Source organism: Mycobacterium sp. (assembly GCF_052143115.1).
Classification (GTDB): Bacteria; Actinomycetota; Actinomycetes; order Mycobacteriales; family Mycobacteriaceae; genus Mycobacterium.
The window spans coordinates 1-15,653 of record NZ_JBKQTQ010000276.1 but is presented as its reverse complement, the minus strand read 5'-3'; the positions used below and the strand labels follow the sequence as shown (position 1 = coordinate 15,653).

The following is a 15,653-nucleotide window of genomic DNA, read 5'->3' as shown; positions in this document are numbered from 1 at the left end:
GCTCCTCCTCATCGCTGCGCTCTGCATCGTCGCCGGCGCGGCTCATTTGCGCCGCTCCTCCTCATCGCTGCGCTCTGCATCGTCGCCGGCGCGGCTCATTTGCGCCGCTCCTCCTCATCGCTGCGCTCTGCATCGTCGCCGGCGCGGCTCATGTCAACGGCCGCCGGTGGCCGCTAGCCACTCGCTGTAGAACAGCGCCACCCCCAGGCCGCAGCTGATCGCGGTGAGCAGCCAGAACCGGATGATCACCGTGGTTTCAGCCCACCCGACCAGCTCGAAATGGTGGTGGAATGGCGCCATCCGAAACACCCGGCGACCGGTGGTGCGGAAGGCCAGGATCTGCACCACCACCGAGGTGATCTCGGCGACGAACAGCGAGCCAAGGACCACCGCGAGGATCTCGGTGCGGCTGGTCACCGATATCCCGGCGATGATGCCCCCGAGGGCCAGCGATCCGGTGTCCCCCATGAAGATCTTGGCCGGCGCCGCGTTCCACCACAGAAAGCCGATGCAGGCGCCCGCCGTCGCAGCCGCGATGATCGCCAGGTCCAGCGGATCGCGCACGTTGTAGCAACCCGGCCCCGGCATGGTTGCACAGGCGTTGCGGTACTGCCAGAAGGTGATCAGCACGTAGGCGGCGGTAACCATGGCCATGCTGCCGGCTGCCAGCCCGTCCAGGCCGTCGGTGAAGTTGACCGCGTTGGACCAGGCGCTGACGACAACCACGCAGAACAACACGAAGAGCGCGGGAGCCAGTGTGACGGTGGCGATTTCGCGTACATACGACAGGTCGGAGGTTCCCGGTGTCAGCCCGGCGTCATTGCGGAATTGCAAAACCAGCACACCGACGAGCACCGCGGCGGTGATCTGGCCAACGGTCTTGGCCGTCTTGTTCAGTCCCAGGTTGCGTGAGCGCCGGATCTTGATCAGGTCGTCGACGAATCCGACCGCGCCCAGCGTGGTGGCCAAAAACAGCACCAGCAGGCCAGATGCCGACGGCCCTTCGCCGTTGAAGGCCAGACCGGCGAGATGGGTGCCCAGGTAGCCCGCCCAGATGCCGGCCAGGATCGCCACCCCGCCCATCGACGGCGTTCCGCGCTTTGTCTTGTGGCTCGGCGGGCCGTCTTCGCGAATCTCGTGACCGAAGCCCTGCCGGGTGAACAGCCGGATCAGCATCGGGGTCAACACGATGGACACCGTCAGCGCAATGGCGACGGCGATGAGGATATCGATCATCGGAGACTGCCCCGGCCCTGGCCAGATATGCCGGTGTCGTCGACCAGCGAGTCCGCGAGCGCCCCCAGACCCGCGGCGTTGGAAGCCTTGACCAGCACCACGTCCCCGGGCTGCAGTTCGGCCCGCAGCAGAGCCAGGGCGGCGTCGGCGTCGGCGACGATGTCGGCCTCCCTTTCACCTTCTGAGCCCCACGAGCCTTCCATGACCGCGCCGTGGTGCATGGCGCTCATAGACCTCCCCATTCCGACGACAACAAGTCGAGACACATCTAATCGCACCGCCAGCCTGCCGATGCGGTCATGTTCGGATATCGCGTCGTCGCCGAGTTCGGCCATCTCGCCCAACACTGCCCAGCTGCGGCGGTTGCCGGCCCCGCTGCTGCCGCGGGCAATCCAGGCAAGTGCCTGCAACCCGGCCCGCATTGAATCGGGGTTGGCGTTGTAGGCGTCGTCAATGACGGTGACGCCGTCCGCGCGGGTGCTCACCCGCATCCGGTGTTGCGACACCGGGCCGGCGCCAGCCAGCGCCTTTGCTACCTGTTCGGTAGTGGCGCCGCATTCCAGCGCCACCGCGGCCGCGCACAGCGCGTTACTCACCTGATGGTCGCCGTGGACGGCCAGCCGGATGTCGACGGGGCCGTCGGCCGAGTACAAGGTGAACTGCGGCCTGGCCAGCTCGTCGAGTGTGACCGGCCCGGCCCACACGTCAGCGGGGCCGGCATCGGTCCGGCTGTGCCGGCTCACCCGTACCACCCGGGCCGCCGTCACGTCGGCCATCGCTGCCACCGCCGGGTCGTCGACATTGAGGACGACCACCCCGGATCGCGGAACAGCTTGCGGGAGTTCAGATTTGGTCTGCGCGATGGCCTCGCGTGAGCCGAACTCGCCCAGATGCGCGGTACCGACATTGAGCACCACACCGATGGCCGGCGGCGCGATCGCGGCCAGCTCGGCGATGTTGCCGGGATGACGCGCCGAGAGCTCCAGAATCAAGTAGTCGGTGCTGCCGGTGGCGCGCAGGACGGTCCACGGATGGCCCAGCTCGTTGTTGAACGACCCGGGCGGCGCCACCACCTCGCCGAGCGGCTCGAGCACCGCGGCCAGCAGGTCTTTCGTCGACGTCTTGCCCGACGAGCCGGTAATGCCGACGATCGTCAGCCCGCCGGCTACCAGCTCGGCGGCCACCGCCGCGGCCAGTTTGGCCAGCGCAGCGAGCACCGCCGCGCCCGACCCGTCGTTGTCGTGCTCGAGAACACCGGCCAGTCCGCCCTGGCCGCGCTGTGTTGCGGGCGGGGCGGCGGGGCTAACTATGATCGCGGGCACCCCGACCGGTCGGGCGGCCAATACCGCGACCGCTCCGGCGGCCACCGCCGACCCGGCGTGGTCGTGGCCGTCGGAACGGGCCCCCGGCAGCGCTAAGAACAACCCGCCGGGCGTGACCTTGCGGGAGTCGAATTCGACGGTCCCGGTGACGTGCAGACGCGCGGCGGCCCGCGCTGAGATGTCGGCCAGTTCGCCACCGACAATGTCGGCGATCTGCGCAACGGTGAGGTTGATCATGGGCGCCGTGCCTCGAGGGCGGCTGCGAGCTCGACCCGGTCGTCGAACGGGTAGGTCTGCCCGGCACGGGTCTGGCCGGTTTCGTGGCCTTTGCCGGTGATCAGCACCACGTCGCCGGGGCCCGCCCAGGCGACGGCGTGGTCGATCGCCGCGCGCCGGTCGCCGATCTCGATCACTTGTGCTGCTGCGCCGGCTTCGGCGGCACCGGCCAGGATCTCGCGGCGAATTGCCTCCGGATCCTCACCGCGAGGGTTGTCGTCGGTCACGATCACCAGGTCGGCCAGCTCGGCGGCAATCCGGCCCATCGGCGCACGTTTACCCGGGTCGCGATCGCCACCGGCGCCGAACACCACGGCCAGGCGGCTGTCCGGGCGCCGCAGTGATTGCAGCACCGCACCCAACGCGCCTGGCTTATGCGCGTAGTCGACCAGCGCGAGGAAGCCCTGGCCGCGGTCGATCTGTTCGAGCCGCCCCGGGACGCGGGTATGCCGCAGCCCGGTTGACGCCTGCTCCGGGGAAACCCCGACGGCGTCGAGAATCGCCAGTGCTACAAGGCAATTGGCGACGTTGTATTCGCCCGGCAGCGGGACACCAATCCGGTGGTGCACGCCGACGGGGTCGACCGCGGTGAACTCCTGCTCGCCCGCGTGGGCCGTCACGTCTTCGGCGCGCCAGTCCGCGGGCCGGCCCCCCGCGCTGACGGTGATCGCGCCGTCGGCGCGGCTGGCCATCACGCGACCGGCATCGTCGTCGATGCACACCACCGCGCGACGGGCACGCAGCGGCGAAGAGGGGTTGAATAGACGCGCTTTGGCCTCGAAGTAGTCCTCCATGGTCGGGTGGAAGTCGAGGTGATCGCGGGACAGATTGGTGAAACCCCCCACCGCGAAGTGGACGCCGTCGACGCGCCCGAGCGTCAGTGCGTGACTGGACACCTCCATCACCACAGTGTCGACACCGCGCTCGGCCATCACCGCCAGCTGGGCCTGCAGTGCGGGCGCTTCGGGCGTGGTCAGGGCACTGGGCACGTCGACGCCGTTGATGCGCAATCCAATCGTGCCAATCAGTCCCACTGTCCGCCCGGCCGCCCGCAGACCCGCCTCGATCAGATACGTCGTAGTCGTCTTACCCGAGGTCCCCGTGACGCCGACGACGGCGAGCCGCTCTGAGGGACGGCCGTACACGGTCGCTGCGAGCTCGCCCAGCACGCTGCGGGGTTCGGGATGAACCAGCACCGGTAGCGATGCGAACCCCTGGGCTTGGTCTCCGATTTCGGCGACGCCGGCGGCGTCGGTGAGCACCGCGACGGCGCCCCGCTCGATCGCGTCGCCGAGATATCGGGCGCCGTGGGTCGACGCGCCGGAAAGCGCGGCGAACAGGTCACCCGACCGCACGTCCTGAGCTCGCAATGTGACACCCGTGATGCGCAGATCGGATGCCACCCCGGGCTGGTGTGAGCCCTCGGCCCGTACGGCGCCTACCTGCGCCGCCAACGTCGACAACGGCACACCTGAGCCGACGCTGGGGCGCAGCGCAGTGGGCACCGATACCACCTTCCCTGCCGCCGATTATTGAGGCCGTTGCACCGTCTTAATCGGCCATGACCCTACCTATCCGGAGAATTCCGTCGATACGGTTCCCAGCTTTGCCGGGCCAGTTGGAGTACTCGGTGCGGGCTGCTTCAAACGAGGGTTTGGACCGCAGCCCGTTTTCCAACTCGGCCATGCACATGCTCGATGCCGTCCGCCGCCCAGGTGTCAAACACCGCACGTACCGCGTCGCCGCTCCACCGATCAATATCGGCCACCGTTAACGTCACGGGTCACACTTGGGTCGTACCAGGCGGCCCCTCGCCGCCGACTGCGCGAGACTTCTCAACGTTGTCGCGCTCCATCGCCGCAAAATCGATCCCGTCGTCGTTGAGATCCAGCGCATGACCGCCAACCCTGGTCAACAGTCTGCGGGAGATCTCCAACCACCTCGCGGTCTTGGTGTCCAGTGCCGCCGCTGAGCTGCCCACCCAGCCCGGCTGGGCCACCGCTATCCGGTTGTCCGACGACAAGTGCGCCGCCGCCAGGTCCTCACCCTGCCCAGACACCTGCGCCGCCGACGACGCTAACGCCTCCAAGTCGACCCGAAACATCTCTCCGGACGCCATCGCCACCACCTTCTGCCCAACCCTGACCATTCTCCCATAGCAGCAGCTGGTAATCGGCCGCAAGTCAGCCCACGCCTACATGGCTTGCAATGTGAGCGGCGGGCCGGGATCGGGTGACAGCGGGACGTTTTCGCGTTGCAGCAGCCAGCCCGCGATGTTGTGGAACAACGGAGCTGCCGACGATCCGGGTGAGCCGTCGGCGGCGTGCTGCGGGTTGTCCATCATAATCCCGATGACATAGCGCGGATCGTCGGCGGTGGCCATACCGGCGAAGGTGATCCAGTAGACGTTGTCGAAGTAGCAGCCGCAGGCAGGGTTGATCTGCTGCGCCGTACCGGTTTTGCCGGAAATCTGGTAACCGTCGACGGCGGCTGCCGGCCCGGTGCCCTGCTGAATGCCCCTCGGATCATGCTGCACGACCGCGCGCAGCATATTGCGCACAGTTCGCGCAGTCTCCGGCGATACCACCCGAACCCCTTCTGGGCGTGGCTCTTCGGTGCGGGTGCCGTCTGGCGCGATGGTGGCCTTGACGATCCGCGGCGGCATCCGCAGCCCGTCGTTGGCGATCGCCTGATACATGCCGGCCATCTGCAGCAGGGTCATCGAAAGGCCTTGGCCGATAGGCAGGTTGGAGAAGGTGCTGCCCGACCACTGGTCGAGCGGGGGCACCAGCCCGGCGCTCTCGCCCGGCAGCCCGACGTTGGTGCGCTGACCCAGCCCGAACTTGCGGAGCATGTCGAAGTAGCGGTCCGGACCGACGCGCTGGGCCAGCATCAGCGCACCGACGTTGGACGATTTCCCGAACACGCCGGTGGTGGTGTAGGGCGTCACGCCGTGATTCCAGGCGTCGTGCACCGTGATCCCGCCCATGTTGATCGACCCAGGCACCTGCAGCACCTCGTCGGGATTGCTGAGCCCGTATTCGATGACCGAGGAGGCGGTGATGACCTTGTTCACCGATCCCGGCTCGAATGGGGAGGTGACCGCGGGGTTGCCCATCTGCTTGTCGCCCTGACGCCCGATGTCCTGCGACGGGTCGAAGGTGTTGTCGTTCGTCATGGCCAGCACCTCGCCGGTCTTGGCATCCAGCACCACCGCGGAGACGTTGCGTGCCCCAGACAGGTTCTTGGCCTGCTGGACCTGCTGCTGGACATAAAACTGAATGTCGTCGTCGAGGGTGAGCTGGACGGTCGAGCCGTTGACCGCCTTGTGCTGATTGCGGTAGCTGCCGGGGATTACCACGCCGTCGGAGCCGCGGTCATAGGTGATGGAGCCGTCAGTGCCGGCCAACTCGGCGTCCATGGAATCCTCCAACCCGAGCAGACCGTGACCGTCCCAGTCGATTCCGCCGACGATGTTGGCCGCCAGCGATCCGCCGGGATACTGGCGCAGGTCTTGGCGTTCGGTGCCGACCTCGGGGTATTTGGCGGTAACGGCGGTGGCGATCGCCGGGTCGACGGCACGGGCCAGATAGACGAACGTCTCGTCACTGCGCAGCTTCTTGAGCAGGGTGGCCTTGTCCGGCTTGTTGTTCAGTCGCAGCGCCACCTCGTTGGCGATATCCGTCAATCGCTGTTGCGGGTCGGGGGCTTTCGCGTTCTTCTGTTTGGCTTCCGTCAGCAGCTTGTGGATCCTGCGCGGCTGAAAGGTCAATGCGCGGGCCTCCATGGTGAACGCGAGCTGGTCGTTGTTGCGGTCGATGACGCTGCCGCGCAATGCTTTTTGGACATCGGTGACCTTGAGTTGACTGGCCGCCTCCGCGCGCAGCCCCGATGCGCTGGGCACCTGCAGATAGAACAGCTGGACGGCCGCTATCAACAGCGCCAGGAAGATGACCGCGTTGCCTGCTTTGCGCCGGAAGACGAAGGACGCGCCGCGTGTCCCGAGCTCCACCGCCTGGCGGGTGCGACGATCGCGCGCTGAGCGGACCGGTGGGCTCGCCTTTCCCCGCACATCTTTTTTGGGCGCCGTGGATTTCGTGGGCTTTTTCCCTGACTTGGCGCCGTCGAGAGCCTTTCCGCGCGTTGGCTTCCGGATCAGGCCTCGACGTTGCACCGGCCGCGACGATCGGCTGCCCGACCGGTCTCCGCGGCTCACCGTGGAGCGCCGGGCGTTGTAACGGTCAAGGGGCCGAACTGCTCGCCGATAAGCGGCGCGGCGGGCGGCGCAGTGAGGTGCGGTACGCCCGCGGGCGGTGCGTCGACCGGGGGCGGCGCAGCGGCGGGAGGAATCACAGGTCCGGCCATGGGCGCGGGCCCGGTTACCGGCGGGGGCATAACAGGAGCCGCCGGGGCCGCGGGCGCGACAGCCGGCGCGGGATCCGCGGGCGTGGGCACGCCGGCGGCCGGGGGTAGCGCGGGCGGCGACCCCGGCGCGGGCGGCGCGGCCGGCACACCCTGTGGCTCGGGTCCCGGTCCTGCAGCCGGTAGTTGGGGCGTTCCGGGAGGTGTCGGGAAGTGCTCGGGGCCCAGCGTGGTGGCACCGTCAGGGGTGCGGACCATCACCTGGGGTCCGGGCGCCAGTGGGACGGCCAGCCCACCGTTGCCCGGCAAAACCCGCATCGGCACCTCGACCGAATTCGCCGGCGGCGCCGGCTTTTCGTCAGGCAGCTTGGTGTTAAGCGGCGGCGGCGGAACCCCCTGGGCGGGCTTGGGGGTACCGACTACCATCCAGTTACCCGTCGGGTCCTGGATCAAATGCGCGGTGTCCCTCGTGGGGATCATCCCCAGGCCGCGGGCAGCCTCGGCCAACGCAGGTGCGGACTGTGCCTCCAGCACGTCCCGCTCGAGCGCTTCCTTCTGCTCCTGCAATAGCCGGTTCTGCTGGCGGGCAGTACTGAGCTGATAGGAACGCTCGGCTGAGTCGGTGGACAGCCAGAGCGTGAGGCCCAGCCCGGCACCGAGAGAACCGATCACCAACACCACGAACGGCACTTTGGCCGCCAATGTGCGCGGCCGTAGGTCAATCGACGCTAGCCGGTTGAGTAAGCGTTCTCGCAATGGAGGACGAACGACTTTGGGCGCCTTGGCCTTCCGTGCCTTTGCCCGTGCCTTGGCCTGGCTGGCGTTTTTCGGTCGGGCCGGCCGCTCGACCGGCCGGGAGATCGGGGTGGTCTGCGGCCCGGATCGCGGCATTCGTGGCTCACGGGCCGGAGCCGAGGCTTTCCCGCCGCGCGGACGGGTGCGACGCACAAGCGCCGGGTCAGCCAGTCGACGCCCGGTGCTCCGGGAAGCGCTGCCCTGCTTGCGTCGACGATCGCCCCCGCGAGGCGGTGGCGTTTCACGCTTGGCTTTCATCAGCCTCCCCTCCTCGCTGCCGGCCCCGATTGCACGCGTTGCAAAGCACGCAGGCGCACCGCGGCACTCCGTGGGTTATGCCGGACCTCGGCGTCGTCGGCACGTTCTGCGCCGCGCGTCAACGAGACGAATTGCGGTCCGTGCCCGGGGAGCTCGAGCGGCAGATCCGGCGGTGTGCTGGAGGTGGCGGCCTCGCTGAACACGCGTTTGACAATGCGGTCCTCCAGCGACTGATACGCCAGCACCACGATGCGTCCCTCCGTTGCCAGCGCGTCCAGCGCGGCGGGCAGCGCGGCGCGCAACGCGTCCAGCTCACCGTTGACCGCGATGCGCAGCGCCTGGAATGTGCGCTTGGCCGGGTGTCCGCCAGTACGCCGGGCAGGTGCCGGAACCGCTTGGTAGACAACCTCTACCAGCTCGCCGGTCGAGCTGAACGGGGTGCGGGCACGCCGGCGGATGATGTGTGCGGCGATACGACGGGCGAAGCGCTCCTCACCGTAGCGGCGCAGGATGTCGGTCAACGCGGCCTCGTCGTAGCTGTTGACGATTTCGGCGGCGGTCAGCGCTGATGTGGGGTCCATCCGCATGTCCAACGGCGCGTCGTGGGCGTAGGAGAAACCGCGCTCGCTACGGTCGAGCTGCATGGACGAGACGCCGAGATCGAACAGCATCCCATCCATCGATTCTGTTGCGGCATAGCCTAATTCGGCCAACACAGCGCCGATCCCGTCATAGCGGGTCTGGATCAGCGTGACTCGGTCAGCGAAACGCGCCAGCCGGGTGCGGGCGATGTCCAGCGCGGTCGGGTCTCGGTCGACACCGATCAGGCGGAGTCCGGGCAGCTCGGTCAGGAACCGCTCGGCGTGCCCGCCTGCACCGATGGTCGCGTCGATGAGCACCGCCCCTGAGCCGTCTGGATGGTGGCGCGTCAGCGCGGGGGTGAGCAGTGCGACGCAGCGGTCGAGCAGCACGGGCACATGACCGAAACCACCAGTGGCGTCAGGCACGAGAACACCTTCCCGACGTTGGACACTGCGGTCGACCCGCTGCGCCCGGCTTCGCCGCGCTTGCGATCGCCCCGTGACCTGGGCCCAGATCCGACGGGCCCCTGCATCGAGGTCCCTGCCCGACAGCACGAACCTGGCGTTGGGGAAGTACGTCAGGGTCGGTTCGGGCAGAGGCCACGGTGCACGGGCACGCGCCTCAGATAATGTCGACGAGTGCTTCATCGCTGGCTGCGGAGAAGTTCTCTTCGTGGGTCTGTTGATATTCCTGCCAGGCCTGCGCATCCCAGATCTCGAGGTAGTCAACCGATCCGATGACCACGCAGTCCTTCGAGAGGTTGGCGTAGCGACGGTGGTCGGCCGACAACGTGATTCGGCCTTGCGCGTCGGGATGCTGTTCGTCGGTGGCGGCCGCCAGATTGCGCAGGAATGCTCTCGCCTCCGGGTTGCTTCTGGACGCCTTGCTGGCCCGGCGGGCTAGTTGCTCGAATTCCGCGCGGGGATAGACAGCCAGGCTGTGGTCTTGGCTCTTGGTGACCATCAACCCTCCTGCCAGCGCGTCGCGGAACTTGGCGGGCAGCGTTAGCCGCCCCTTGTCGTCGAGCTTGGGCGTGTACGTGCCGAGAAACATCTCGCCACCTCCACGCCCTTCGACTTCCGCCACCATACCCCACAATCCCCCACTGCACTCCATTTAACGACACAAAGATCACCAATTGGTGTCGTTTCAGCAGGTTCTCGGCCACTGCGGCGGCTCGGTCATGCCGATGTGCTGCCCACAACCTCCAGTTCAACCCGCTTTGAGCTGGAGTTATCGGCGAAGTGGGGCGCAGTGGGTCAACGCTGAGGGGCCGTGTCGAGCCGCAGCAGCGCAGCTAGGCGGTGCGGCGCGAAATGGGCTTGCCCGGCGCACAACAAAAAGGGCAGCCGATGGCTGCCCTTTCCGTCACCGTTGACGCTATTCCTCGAAGCGGCGGCGGAACCGATCTTCCATGCGGCTGGTGAAAGAGCCGCCGGCGCCCTTGCCTCGCCGCTGACGCGCGCTGGCCGACGGCCCGGGGCGCTCCCCCCGACGGGACAGTCGCGGGCCGGTGATGGCAAACACCACGCCGCCGAACATCACGACGAACCCGACAATGCTGAGAATCGGAAGAGTTCCAATCCACGTGGCGCGAAATGCCACCCCAGAGACCAGCATCCCGAGTCCGAGGACGAACAGCGCCACACCCTGCAGCCGTCGCCGTGCGGTCGGCGCGCGCAACCCCCCGCCACGAACGCTGGAGGCGAATTTAGGGTCTTCGGCATAGAGCGCGCTCTCGATCTGGTCGAGCATCCGCTGCTCATGATCGGAGAGTGGCATTCGTCCCTCCTTGCCGAAAAGCTGTACCTAATACCGATAGCACGTGGCTGCCCGCTGCGTGGACAACTAATGAGAATGATACGAGGTCAATCAGCGTCATACCACTGCTTCGCTTGCTGATTGTAACCGCCGCCGTGTGGTGATCCGCGAACCGCCGCCGCATCCGATAATGGGATGGGAGCACGGCACTGGACGATCGACGAGGAGACCCGCGAGTTGGCGACATTCCTCATCAACCTGCCGCCGCAAGACATGCAACGGCGTCTAGGAGACGCCCTGGACGTTTATGTCGACGCAATGCGTTACCCGCGCGGCACGGAGGACCAGCGCGCCGCCATGTGGCTCGAGCACACCCGGCGACGCGGCTGGCAGGCCGTGGCCGCCGTGGAAGTCGACACCCCGGCCGGCGCGACGCCATCGTCTGCCGAGCTGAGCGACGCACCGCTGCTCGGGGTGGCCTACGGCTACTGCGGCGCACCCGATCAGTGGTGGCAGCAGCAAGTCATGGTCGGGTTACAACGTTGCGGCTTCCCCGGCCCTGAGATCGCGAGACTCATGGCCAGCTACTTCGAGCTGACCGAGTTGCACATTCATCCCCGCGCACAGGGCCGAGGCCTCGGAGAAGCATTGGCGCGGCGGTTGCTTGCCGAGCGCAGCGAAGCCAACGTGCTGTTATCGACCCCGGAAATCAACGGCGAAGCCAATCGGGCCTGGCGGTTGTACCGCCGGCTCGGATTTATCGACATCATTCGCGGCTACCACTTCACCGGTGACCCACGGGCGTTCGCGATCCTGGGCCGCAAGCTCCCGCTGTAGCCGCACAACGCGCCGACGCGGTCTGGCACGATGACCTGGTGCGTGCCAGCAGTATCTCGCTCTTCGCCCACGTGTTCACCGCGGGTCGTCGTCGCCGCCTGGCGGCGATGACGATGCTGCTCCTGGTGATACCGGTGCTCGCCGGATGCGTCCGGATCAAGGCGTCGATCACCATCTCCCCGGACGACCTGGTGTCCGGGGAGATTATCGCGGCGGCCAAATCACGCAACGACAGAGACGCTGGACCGCAACTGGATCCCAATCTGCCGTTCAGCCAAAAGGTGGCGATTTCCAAGTACGACACCGACGGCTATGTGGGTTCACAGGCGGTGTTCTCCGACTTGACCTTCGCCGAGCTGCCGGAGCTGGCTCATATGAACTCCGACGCTCAAGGCGTGAACCTGTCCCTGCGCAGGGCCGGCGACCTGGTGATTCTCGAGGGGCGAGCGGACCTGACGTCGCTGACCGATCCCGAGGCGGACGTCGAGCTGACCGTCGCTTTCCCGGGCACAGTGACGTCAACCAACGGTGACCGCGTGGACCCGGAGACGGTGCAGTGGAAACTCAAACCGGGCATCGTGAGCATGATGACCGCTCAGGCCCGCTACACCGATCCGAGCACTCGCTCGTTCCGCGGCGCCGCGCTCTGGCTGGGCCTTTCGTCGCTCGTGGTCGCGGGCGTGGTGGCGCTGCTGGCCTGGTACAGCCGCGACCGCTCGCCCCGGTTCGCCGAGCCGAGCGACCAGCAGTCCGACTGACCTGAGGATCGACCAGCGGCGGTCAGCTCGACGGCGACCAGTAGCCGAGCAGCTCGGCGAACGTCTCGAAGGCCGGCGCAGAATTGCCATAGGTGGCCTCGAGATGGAGGCTCAGGGGAAATCCCAGGTCGACGACACCGTCGATGACCCGCTTGTACAGATCGACCATCAGCTTGCGCTTCTGGGCAGGTTCGGTGGTGGCCAATGTCGTGACGAACGCCTGCTCATCAGCCACGGCGGCGTTGCCCGGATCCTGGATGAGCCAGTTGATGAATCCAACCCGGTTCTCGACTTTCGGTACGAAGCCGAACGACAACAGGATCTCCGGCCGATGCTCCGTGGTCCTGGCGAACTCGGCAAGGAAACCCACAATCGCATCGGAGTACAGCAGCTGGGTCTGAGCGAATGTCGCACCCTGATCGCACTTGAAATTGAACCGGCCGTGTTCGCCCTCCCGGGTGGGAATCAGGATCACGCCGCGGTTGTCCACCAGCTCGCGATAGATCGACAGGGCGTCGGTCGGCGCGACTCCGGAGCCCTCGCCGTCGACCATGGTGCGGGGTACGCCGACTAACACGATCCCATCGATCCCGGCGCCGACCAGATCACCGAGCCGCTCGCGCAAAGACTGCTCATCCATGAAAGCGGTGACCTGGCTGCACAATCCATGCACACCGGGCAACTCCGGTTTGATGATCGACCAGAAATCCAGCACATCCAGCTTCGGCTTCATCTCGATGGGCCGGTCATCCTCCTCCTCGATCAACCCCGGCATCATCAGGTGCCCGATCCGCCCGTCGAGGCCGAACTCGGCGGACAGCCGCACCACCTTGCGGGCGTCTTCGATTGCCTGCTCCGTACCACGTTCGACATTTGTCGGTACCAGCTCGAGCGCGATGGTGTTCAAGGTCAACGGGCTCTTCCTTTTCAAACGACTACGTCTCCGCCGCAGCAGAAACACTGGCCGGCGGGCGGGCGCGGATCACCCGACAGCATAGGTGCGAAATAGTGAGGCTGTCGAAGCTTCCTCCGGCCCCTCCCCGGGCCGCGTGGGGCCCGAGTCAGGCAAAATCCGCCGGACAGCGCGGCGCCGAATAGACTTGTCGGGCCACGATCGCGCCCGACGACGATGCGACCAGGAAGGGGTGTTGAGCTGAGCGTAGAAGCAGCAGCAACCGTCGAGTTGGCCGATGCCATCACCGACCGGTTGCGGAGATACCTGCAGGACCGCCGCGGTGCGGCCGCCTACATCGGAGGCGACTACGACCGCCTGACGGCCGGCCTGGAAGAGTTCGTCCTCAGCGGCGGGAAGCGGCTGCGCCCGGCCTTCGCCTACTGGGGCTGGCGCTCGGTGTCGAGCAAAGACGCCGACGCCCAAGTGCTGCTGTTGTTCTCCGCGCTGGAGCTGCTGCATGCCTCGGCGCTGGTGCATGACGACGTGATCGACGGCTCGGCGACTCGCCGCGGCCGACCGACCACGCACGTGCAGTTCGCTGCGTTGCACCGCGACCGGCAGTGGCGGGGGTCATCCGACCAATTCGGCATCTCGGCGGCCATCCTGCTCGGCGATCTGGCGCTGGCGTGGGCCGACGACATCGTCGCGGGCATCGATCTGCCGCACGATGCGCGCGACCGGGTGCGGCGAGTCTGGGTCGACATCCGCACCGAGCTATTCGGCGGCCAATACCTCGATATCGTGGCCGAGGCCAGCGCCGCCGAGTCGATCGCCTCGGCGATGACCGTCAACACCTACAAGACCGCCTCCTACACGGTGTCGCGTCCGCTGCAATTGGGGGTGGCCGCCGCCGCCGCCAGACCCGACGTGCAATCCCTTTTCCACCAGGTCGGCACCGACCTGGGCGTCGCATTCCAGCTACGGGACGACGTGTTGGGAGTGTTCGGGGATTCAGCGGTCACCGGCAAGCCCTCCGGAGACGACCTTCGGTCCGGCAAGCGCACGGTGCTGCTGGCAACGGCGATGGAATTGGCCGACAAGTCAGATGCGGCCGCCGCCAAGCTGTTACGCGGCTCGATCGGCACCGACTTGACCGACACCCAGGTGGGCGAATTGTGCGAGGAGATTGAGCGGATGGGCGCGCTGGCCGCGGTCGAGGACCAGATCGAGACGCTGACCCGGCGGGCGCTGGCTACGCTGGCCGATGCACCTATCCACGCGGCGGCAAAGACCGGGTTGTCCGAGCTTGCCAGACTGGCCGCAAACCGGTCCGCCTGACGCGCATGTCCACCCCGATTTCCGTACCGATCGCTGGCTCGACTATTGCGCGGACACAACACTTTTCACGTCTGCGGGAATTCATCACCGCAGCCGACGGCCGACCGGCACTACTGGGCTGCCTGGGCGCGGCACTGATCACCATCGGAGGACTCGGCGCGGGCAGCACGAAACAGCATGACCCCGTGCTGGAGTCGCTGCACCTGTCGTGGATGCGCTATGGCCACGGGCTGGTGCTGTCGTCGGTACTGCTGTGGGTGGGCGTCGCGTTGATGCTGATCGCGTGGCTGTGGCTGGGCCGACGCGTTCTCGCCGGCGACGCAAGCGAATACACCATGGTGACCACTACCGGCTTCTGGCTGGCGCCGCTACTGCTGTCGGTGCCGGTCTTCAGCCGCGACACCTACTCATATCTGGCCCAGGGTGCGCTGCTGCGCGACGGCCTGGACCCGTACGCGGTCGGGCCGATTGAGAACCCGAATCCGTTGCTGGACAACGTGAGTCCCATCTGGACCATCACCACCGCACCCTACGGTCCGGCATTCATCATGATTGCAAGGCTGGTCACGACGCTGGTCGGCAACCATGTGATCGCCGGAACCATGTTGCTGCGGCTGTGCATGCTGCCCGGACTGGCATTGCTGATCTGGGCGACACCCCGGCTGGCCCGCCATCTGAGCGCCGACGTGCCCATCGCCCTGTGGATTTGTGTGCTCAACCCGCTGGTCATCATTCATTTGATGGGCGGCGTGCACAACGAGATGCTGATGGTGGGCCTGATGACCGCCGGCATCGCGTTGACCTTTGAGCGCCATCATGTCGCGGGCATCACGCTGGTCGCCGTCGCGGTCGCGGTCAAAGCCACGGCCGGAATCGCGCTGCCGTTTCTGGTCTGGGTGTGGATGCGCCACCTACGCGAGCGGCGCGGATACCGGCCACTACCGGCCTTTGCCGCGGCCGGCGGGGCGTCTGTGCTGATCTTCATCGCCGTGTTCGCGGTGCTATCCGGGGCGGCCGGAGTGGGGCTGGGCTGGCTGACCGCGTTGGCCGGCTCGGTAAAGATCATCAACTGGCTGACGATCCCGACGGCGGCGGCGAACCTGATCCATGCCGTCGGCGGACTGTTCTTCCCGGTGAATTTCTATGCCGTGCTGCAGGTCACCCGGCTCATCGGGATCGTGGTCATCGCCGTGTCGCTACCGCTGCTGTGGTGGCGATACCGGCAGAACGATC

General features: G+C 66.9%; 15 protein-coding genes and 1 pseudogene. 5 read left to right on the top strand and 11 right to left on the bottom strand.

What is annotated here, in order from left to right:
* Positions 1–59 precede the first annotated feature (59 nt).
* The 4 genes and pseudogenes from ACLQI9_RS27010 to ACLQI9_RS26995 form a co-directional block, all read right to left on the bottom strand.
* Positions 60–133, bottom strand: a pseudogene (locus tag ACLQI9_RS27010) (hypothetical protein); the annotation flags it as partial.
* A 20-nt stretch (positions 134–153) separates the two neighbouring features.
* Positions 154–1,236 (bottom strand): phospho-N-acetylmuramoyl-pentapeptide-transferase, encoded by a 1,083-nt coding sequence (gene mraY, locus ACLQI9_RS27005; RefSeq protein WP_442381852.1) that lies wholly within the window; start codon positions 1,234–1,236, stop codon positions 154–156.
* The gene (locus tag ACLQI9_RS27000; protein WP_442381854.1) at positions 1,233–2,795 is read right to left on the bottom strand and encodes a UDP-N-acetylmuramoyl-tripeptide--D-alanyl-D-alanine ligase; all 1,563 of its coding nucleotides are present in this window, start codon (positions 2,793–2,795) and stop codon (positions 1,233–1,235) included. Before ACLQI9_RS27000 ends, mraY begins: the two co-directional genes overlap by 4 nt.
* Complete coding sequence (locus tag ACLQI9_RS26995) at positions 2,792–4,348, bottom strand: UDP-N-acetylmuramoyl-L-alanyl-D-glutamate--2,6-diaminopimelate ligase (RefSeq protein ID WP_442381856.1); 1,557 nt, start codon at positions 4,346–4,348, stop codon at positions 2,792–2,794. The genes ACLQI9_RS27000 and ACLQI9_RS26995 overlap by 4 nt, the downstream gene beginning before the upstream one ends.
* Before the next feature lie 116 nt (positions 4,349–4,464).
* Here ACLQI9_RS26995 and ACLQI9_RS26990 point away from each other — a divergent pair, with 116 nt between their 5' ends.
* On the top strand, positions 4,465–4,608 hold the full coding sequence (locus ACLQI9_RS26990) for a hypothetical protein (RefSeq protein WP_442392419.1): 144 nt from the start codon (positions 4,465–4,467) through the stop codon (positions 4,606–4,608).
* Between the two features lie 9 nt (positions 4,609–4,617).
* Here the strand turns inward: ACLQI9_RS26990 and ACLQI9_RS26985 are convergent, their stop codons facing one another.
* From ACLQI9_RS26985 to ACLQI9_RS26960, 6 genes are all read right to left on the bottom strand, one after another.
* On the bottom strand, positions 4,618–4,953 hold the full coding sequence (locus tag ACLQI9_RS26985) for a hypothetical protein (RefSeq protein WP_442381858.1): 336 nt from the start codon (positions 4,951–4,953) through the stop codon (positions 4,618–4,620).
* 75 nt (positions 4,954–5,028) lie between these two features.
* Positions 5,029–6,906 carry a peptidoglycan D,D-transpeptidase FtsI family protein gene (locus ACLQI9_RS26980; RefSeq protein ID WP_442381860.1) on the bottom strand — a complete coding sequence of 626 codons (1,878 nt, stop codon included), beginning with the start codon at positions 6,904–6,906 and terminating at the stop codon, positions 5,029–5,031.
* A gap of 140 nt (positions 6,907–7,046) precedes the next feature.
* Positions 7,047–8,249: an FtsB family cell division protein gene (locus ACLQI9_RS26975; RefSeq protein WP_442381862.1), complete on the bottom strand. Its 1,203-nt coding sequence runs from the start codon at positions 8,247–8,249 to the stop codon at positions 7,047–7,049.
* Entirely contained in the window at positions 8,249–9,478 is a 1,230-nt protein-coding gene (rsmH, locus tag ACLQI9_RS26970; protein WP_442381864.1) for a 16S rRNA (cytosine(1402)-N(4))-methyltransferase RsmH, read from the bottom strand. Before rsmH ends, ACLQI9_RS26975 begins: the two co-directional genes overlap by 1 nt.
* Complete coding sequence (gene mraZ / locus ACLQI9_RS26965) at positions 9,453–9,884, bottom strand: division/cell wall cluster transcriptional repressor MraZ (protein ID WP_442381866.1); 432 nt, start codon at positions 9,882–9,884, stop codon at positions 9,453–9,455. Before mraZ ends, rsmH begins: the two co-directional genes overlap by 26 nt.
* Before the next feature lie 327 nt (positions 9,885–10,211).
* Entirely contained in the window at positions 10,212–10,613 is a 402-nt protein-coding gene (locus tag ACLQI9_RS26960; RefSeq protein WP_442381868.1) for a DUF3040 domain-containing protein, read from the bottom strand.
* Positions 10,614–10,829: 216 nt separating this feature from the next.
* Between ACLQI9_RS26960 and ACLQI9_RS26955 the strand changes: the two genes are divergently transcribed.
* Positions 10,830–11,429, top strand: coding sequence for a GNAT family N-acetyltransferase (locus ACLQI9_RS26955; protein ID WP_442381962.1), 600 nt, complete (start codon positions 10,830–10,832; stop codon positions 11,427–11,429).
* A gap of 107 nt (positions 11,430–11,536) precedes the next feature.
* A complete protein-coding gene (locus ACLQI9_RS26950; protein ID WP_442381964.1) occupies positions 11,537–12,187 on the top strand; it encodes an LppM family (lipo)protein in 651 nt (216 codons plus the stop codon).
* A gap of 22 nt (positions 12,188–12,209) precedes the next feature.
* Here ACLQI9_RS26950 and ACLQI9_RS26945 read toward each other — a convergent pair whose 3' ends face one another.
* The gene (locus tag ACLQI9_RS26945) at positions 12,210–13,100 is read right to left on the bottom strand and encodes a mycobacterial-type methylenetetrahydrofolate reductase (protein ID WP_442381870.1); all 891 of its coding nucleotides are present in this window, start codon (positions 13,098–13,100) and stop codon (positions 12,210–12,212) included.
* Positions 13,101–13,370: 270 nt separating this feature from the next.
* On the opposite strand from ACLQI9_RS26945, the gene idsA2 reads away from it, so the two are divergent.
* Both idsA2 and ACLQI9_RS26935 read left to right on the top strand, forming a co-directional pair.
* A complete protein-coding gene (idsA2, locus tag ACLQI9_RS26940) occupies positions 13,371–14,420 on the top strand; it encodes a bifunctional (2E,6E)-farnesyl/geranyl diphosphate synthase (protein ID WP_442381966.1) in 1,050 nt (349 codons plus the stop codon).
* A 5-nt stretch (positions 14,421–14,425) separates the two neighbouring features.
* A partial coding sequence (locus ACLQI9_RS26935) for an alpha-(1->6)-mannopyranosyltransferase A (RefSeq protein WP_442392418.1) occupies positions 14,426–15,653 on the top strand: 1,228 nt, incomplete at its 3' end.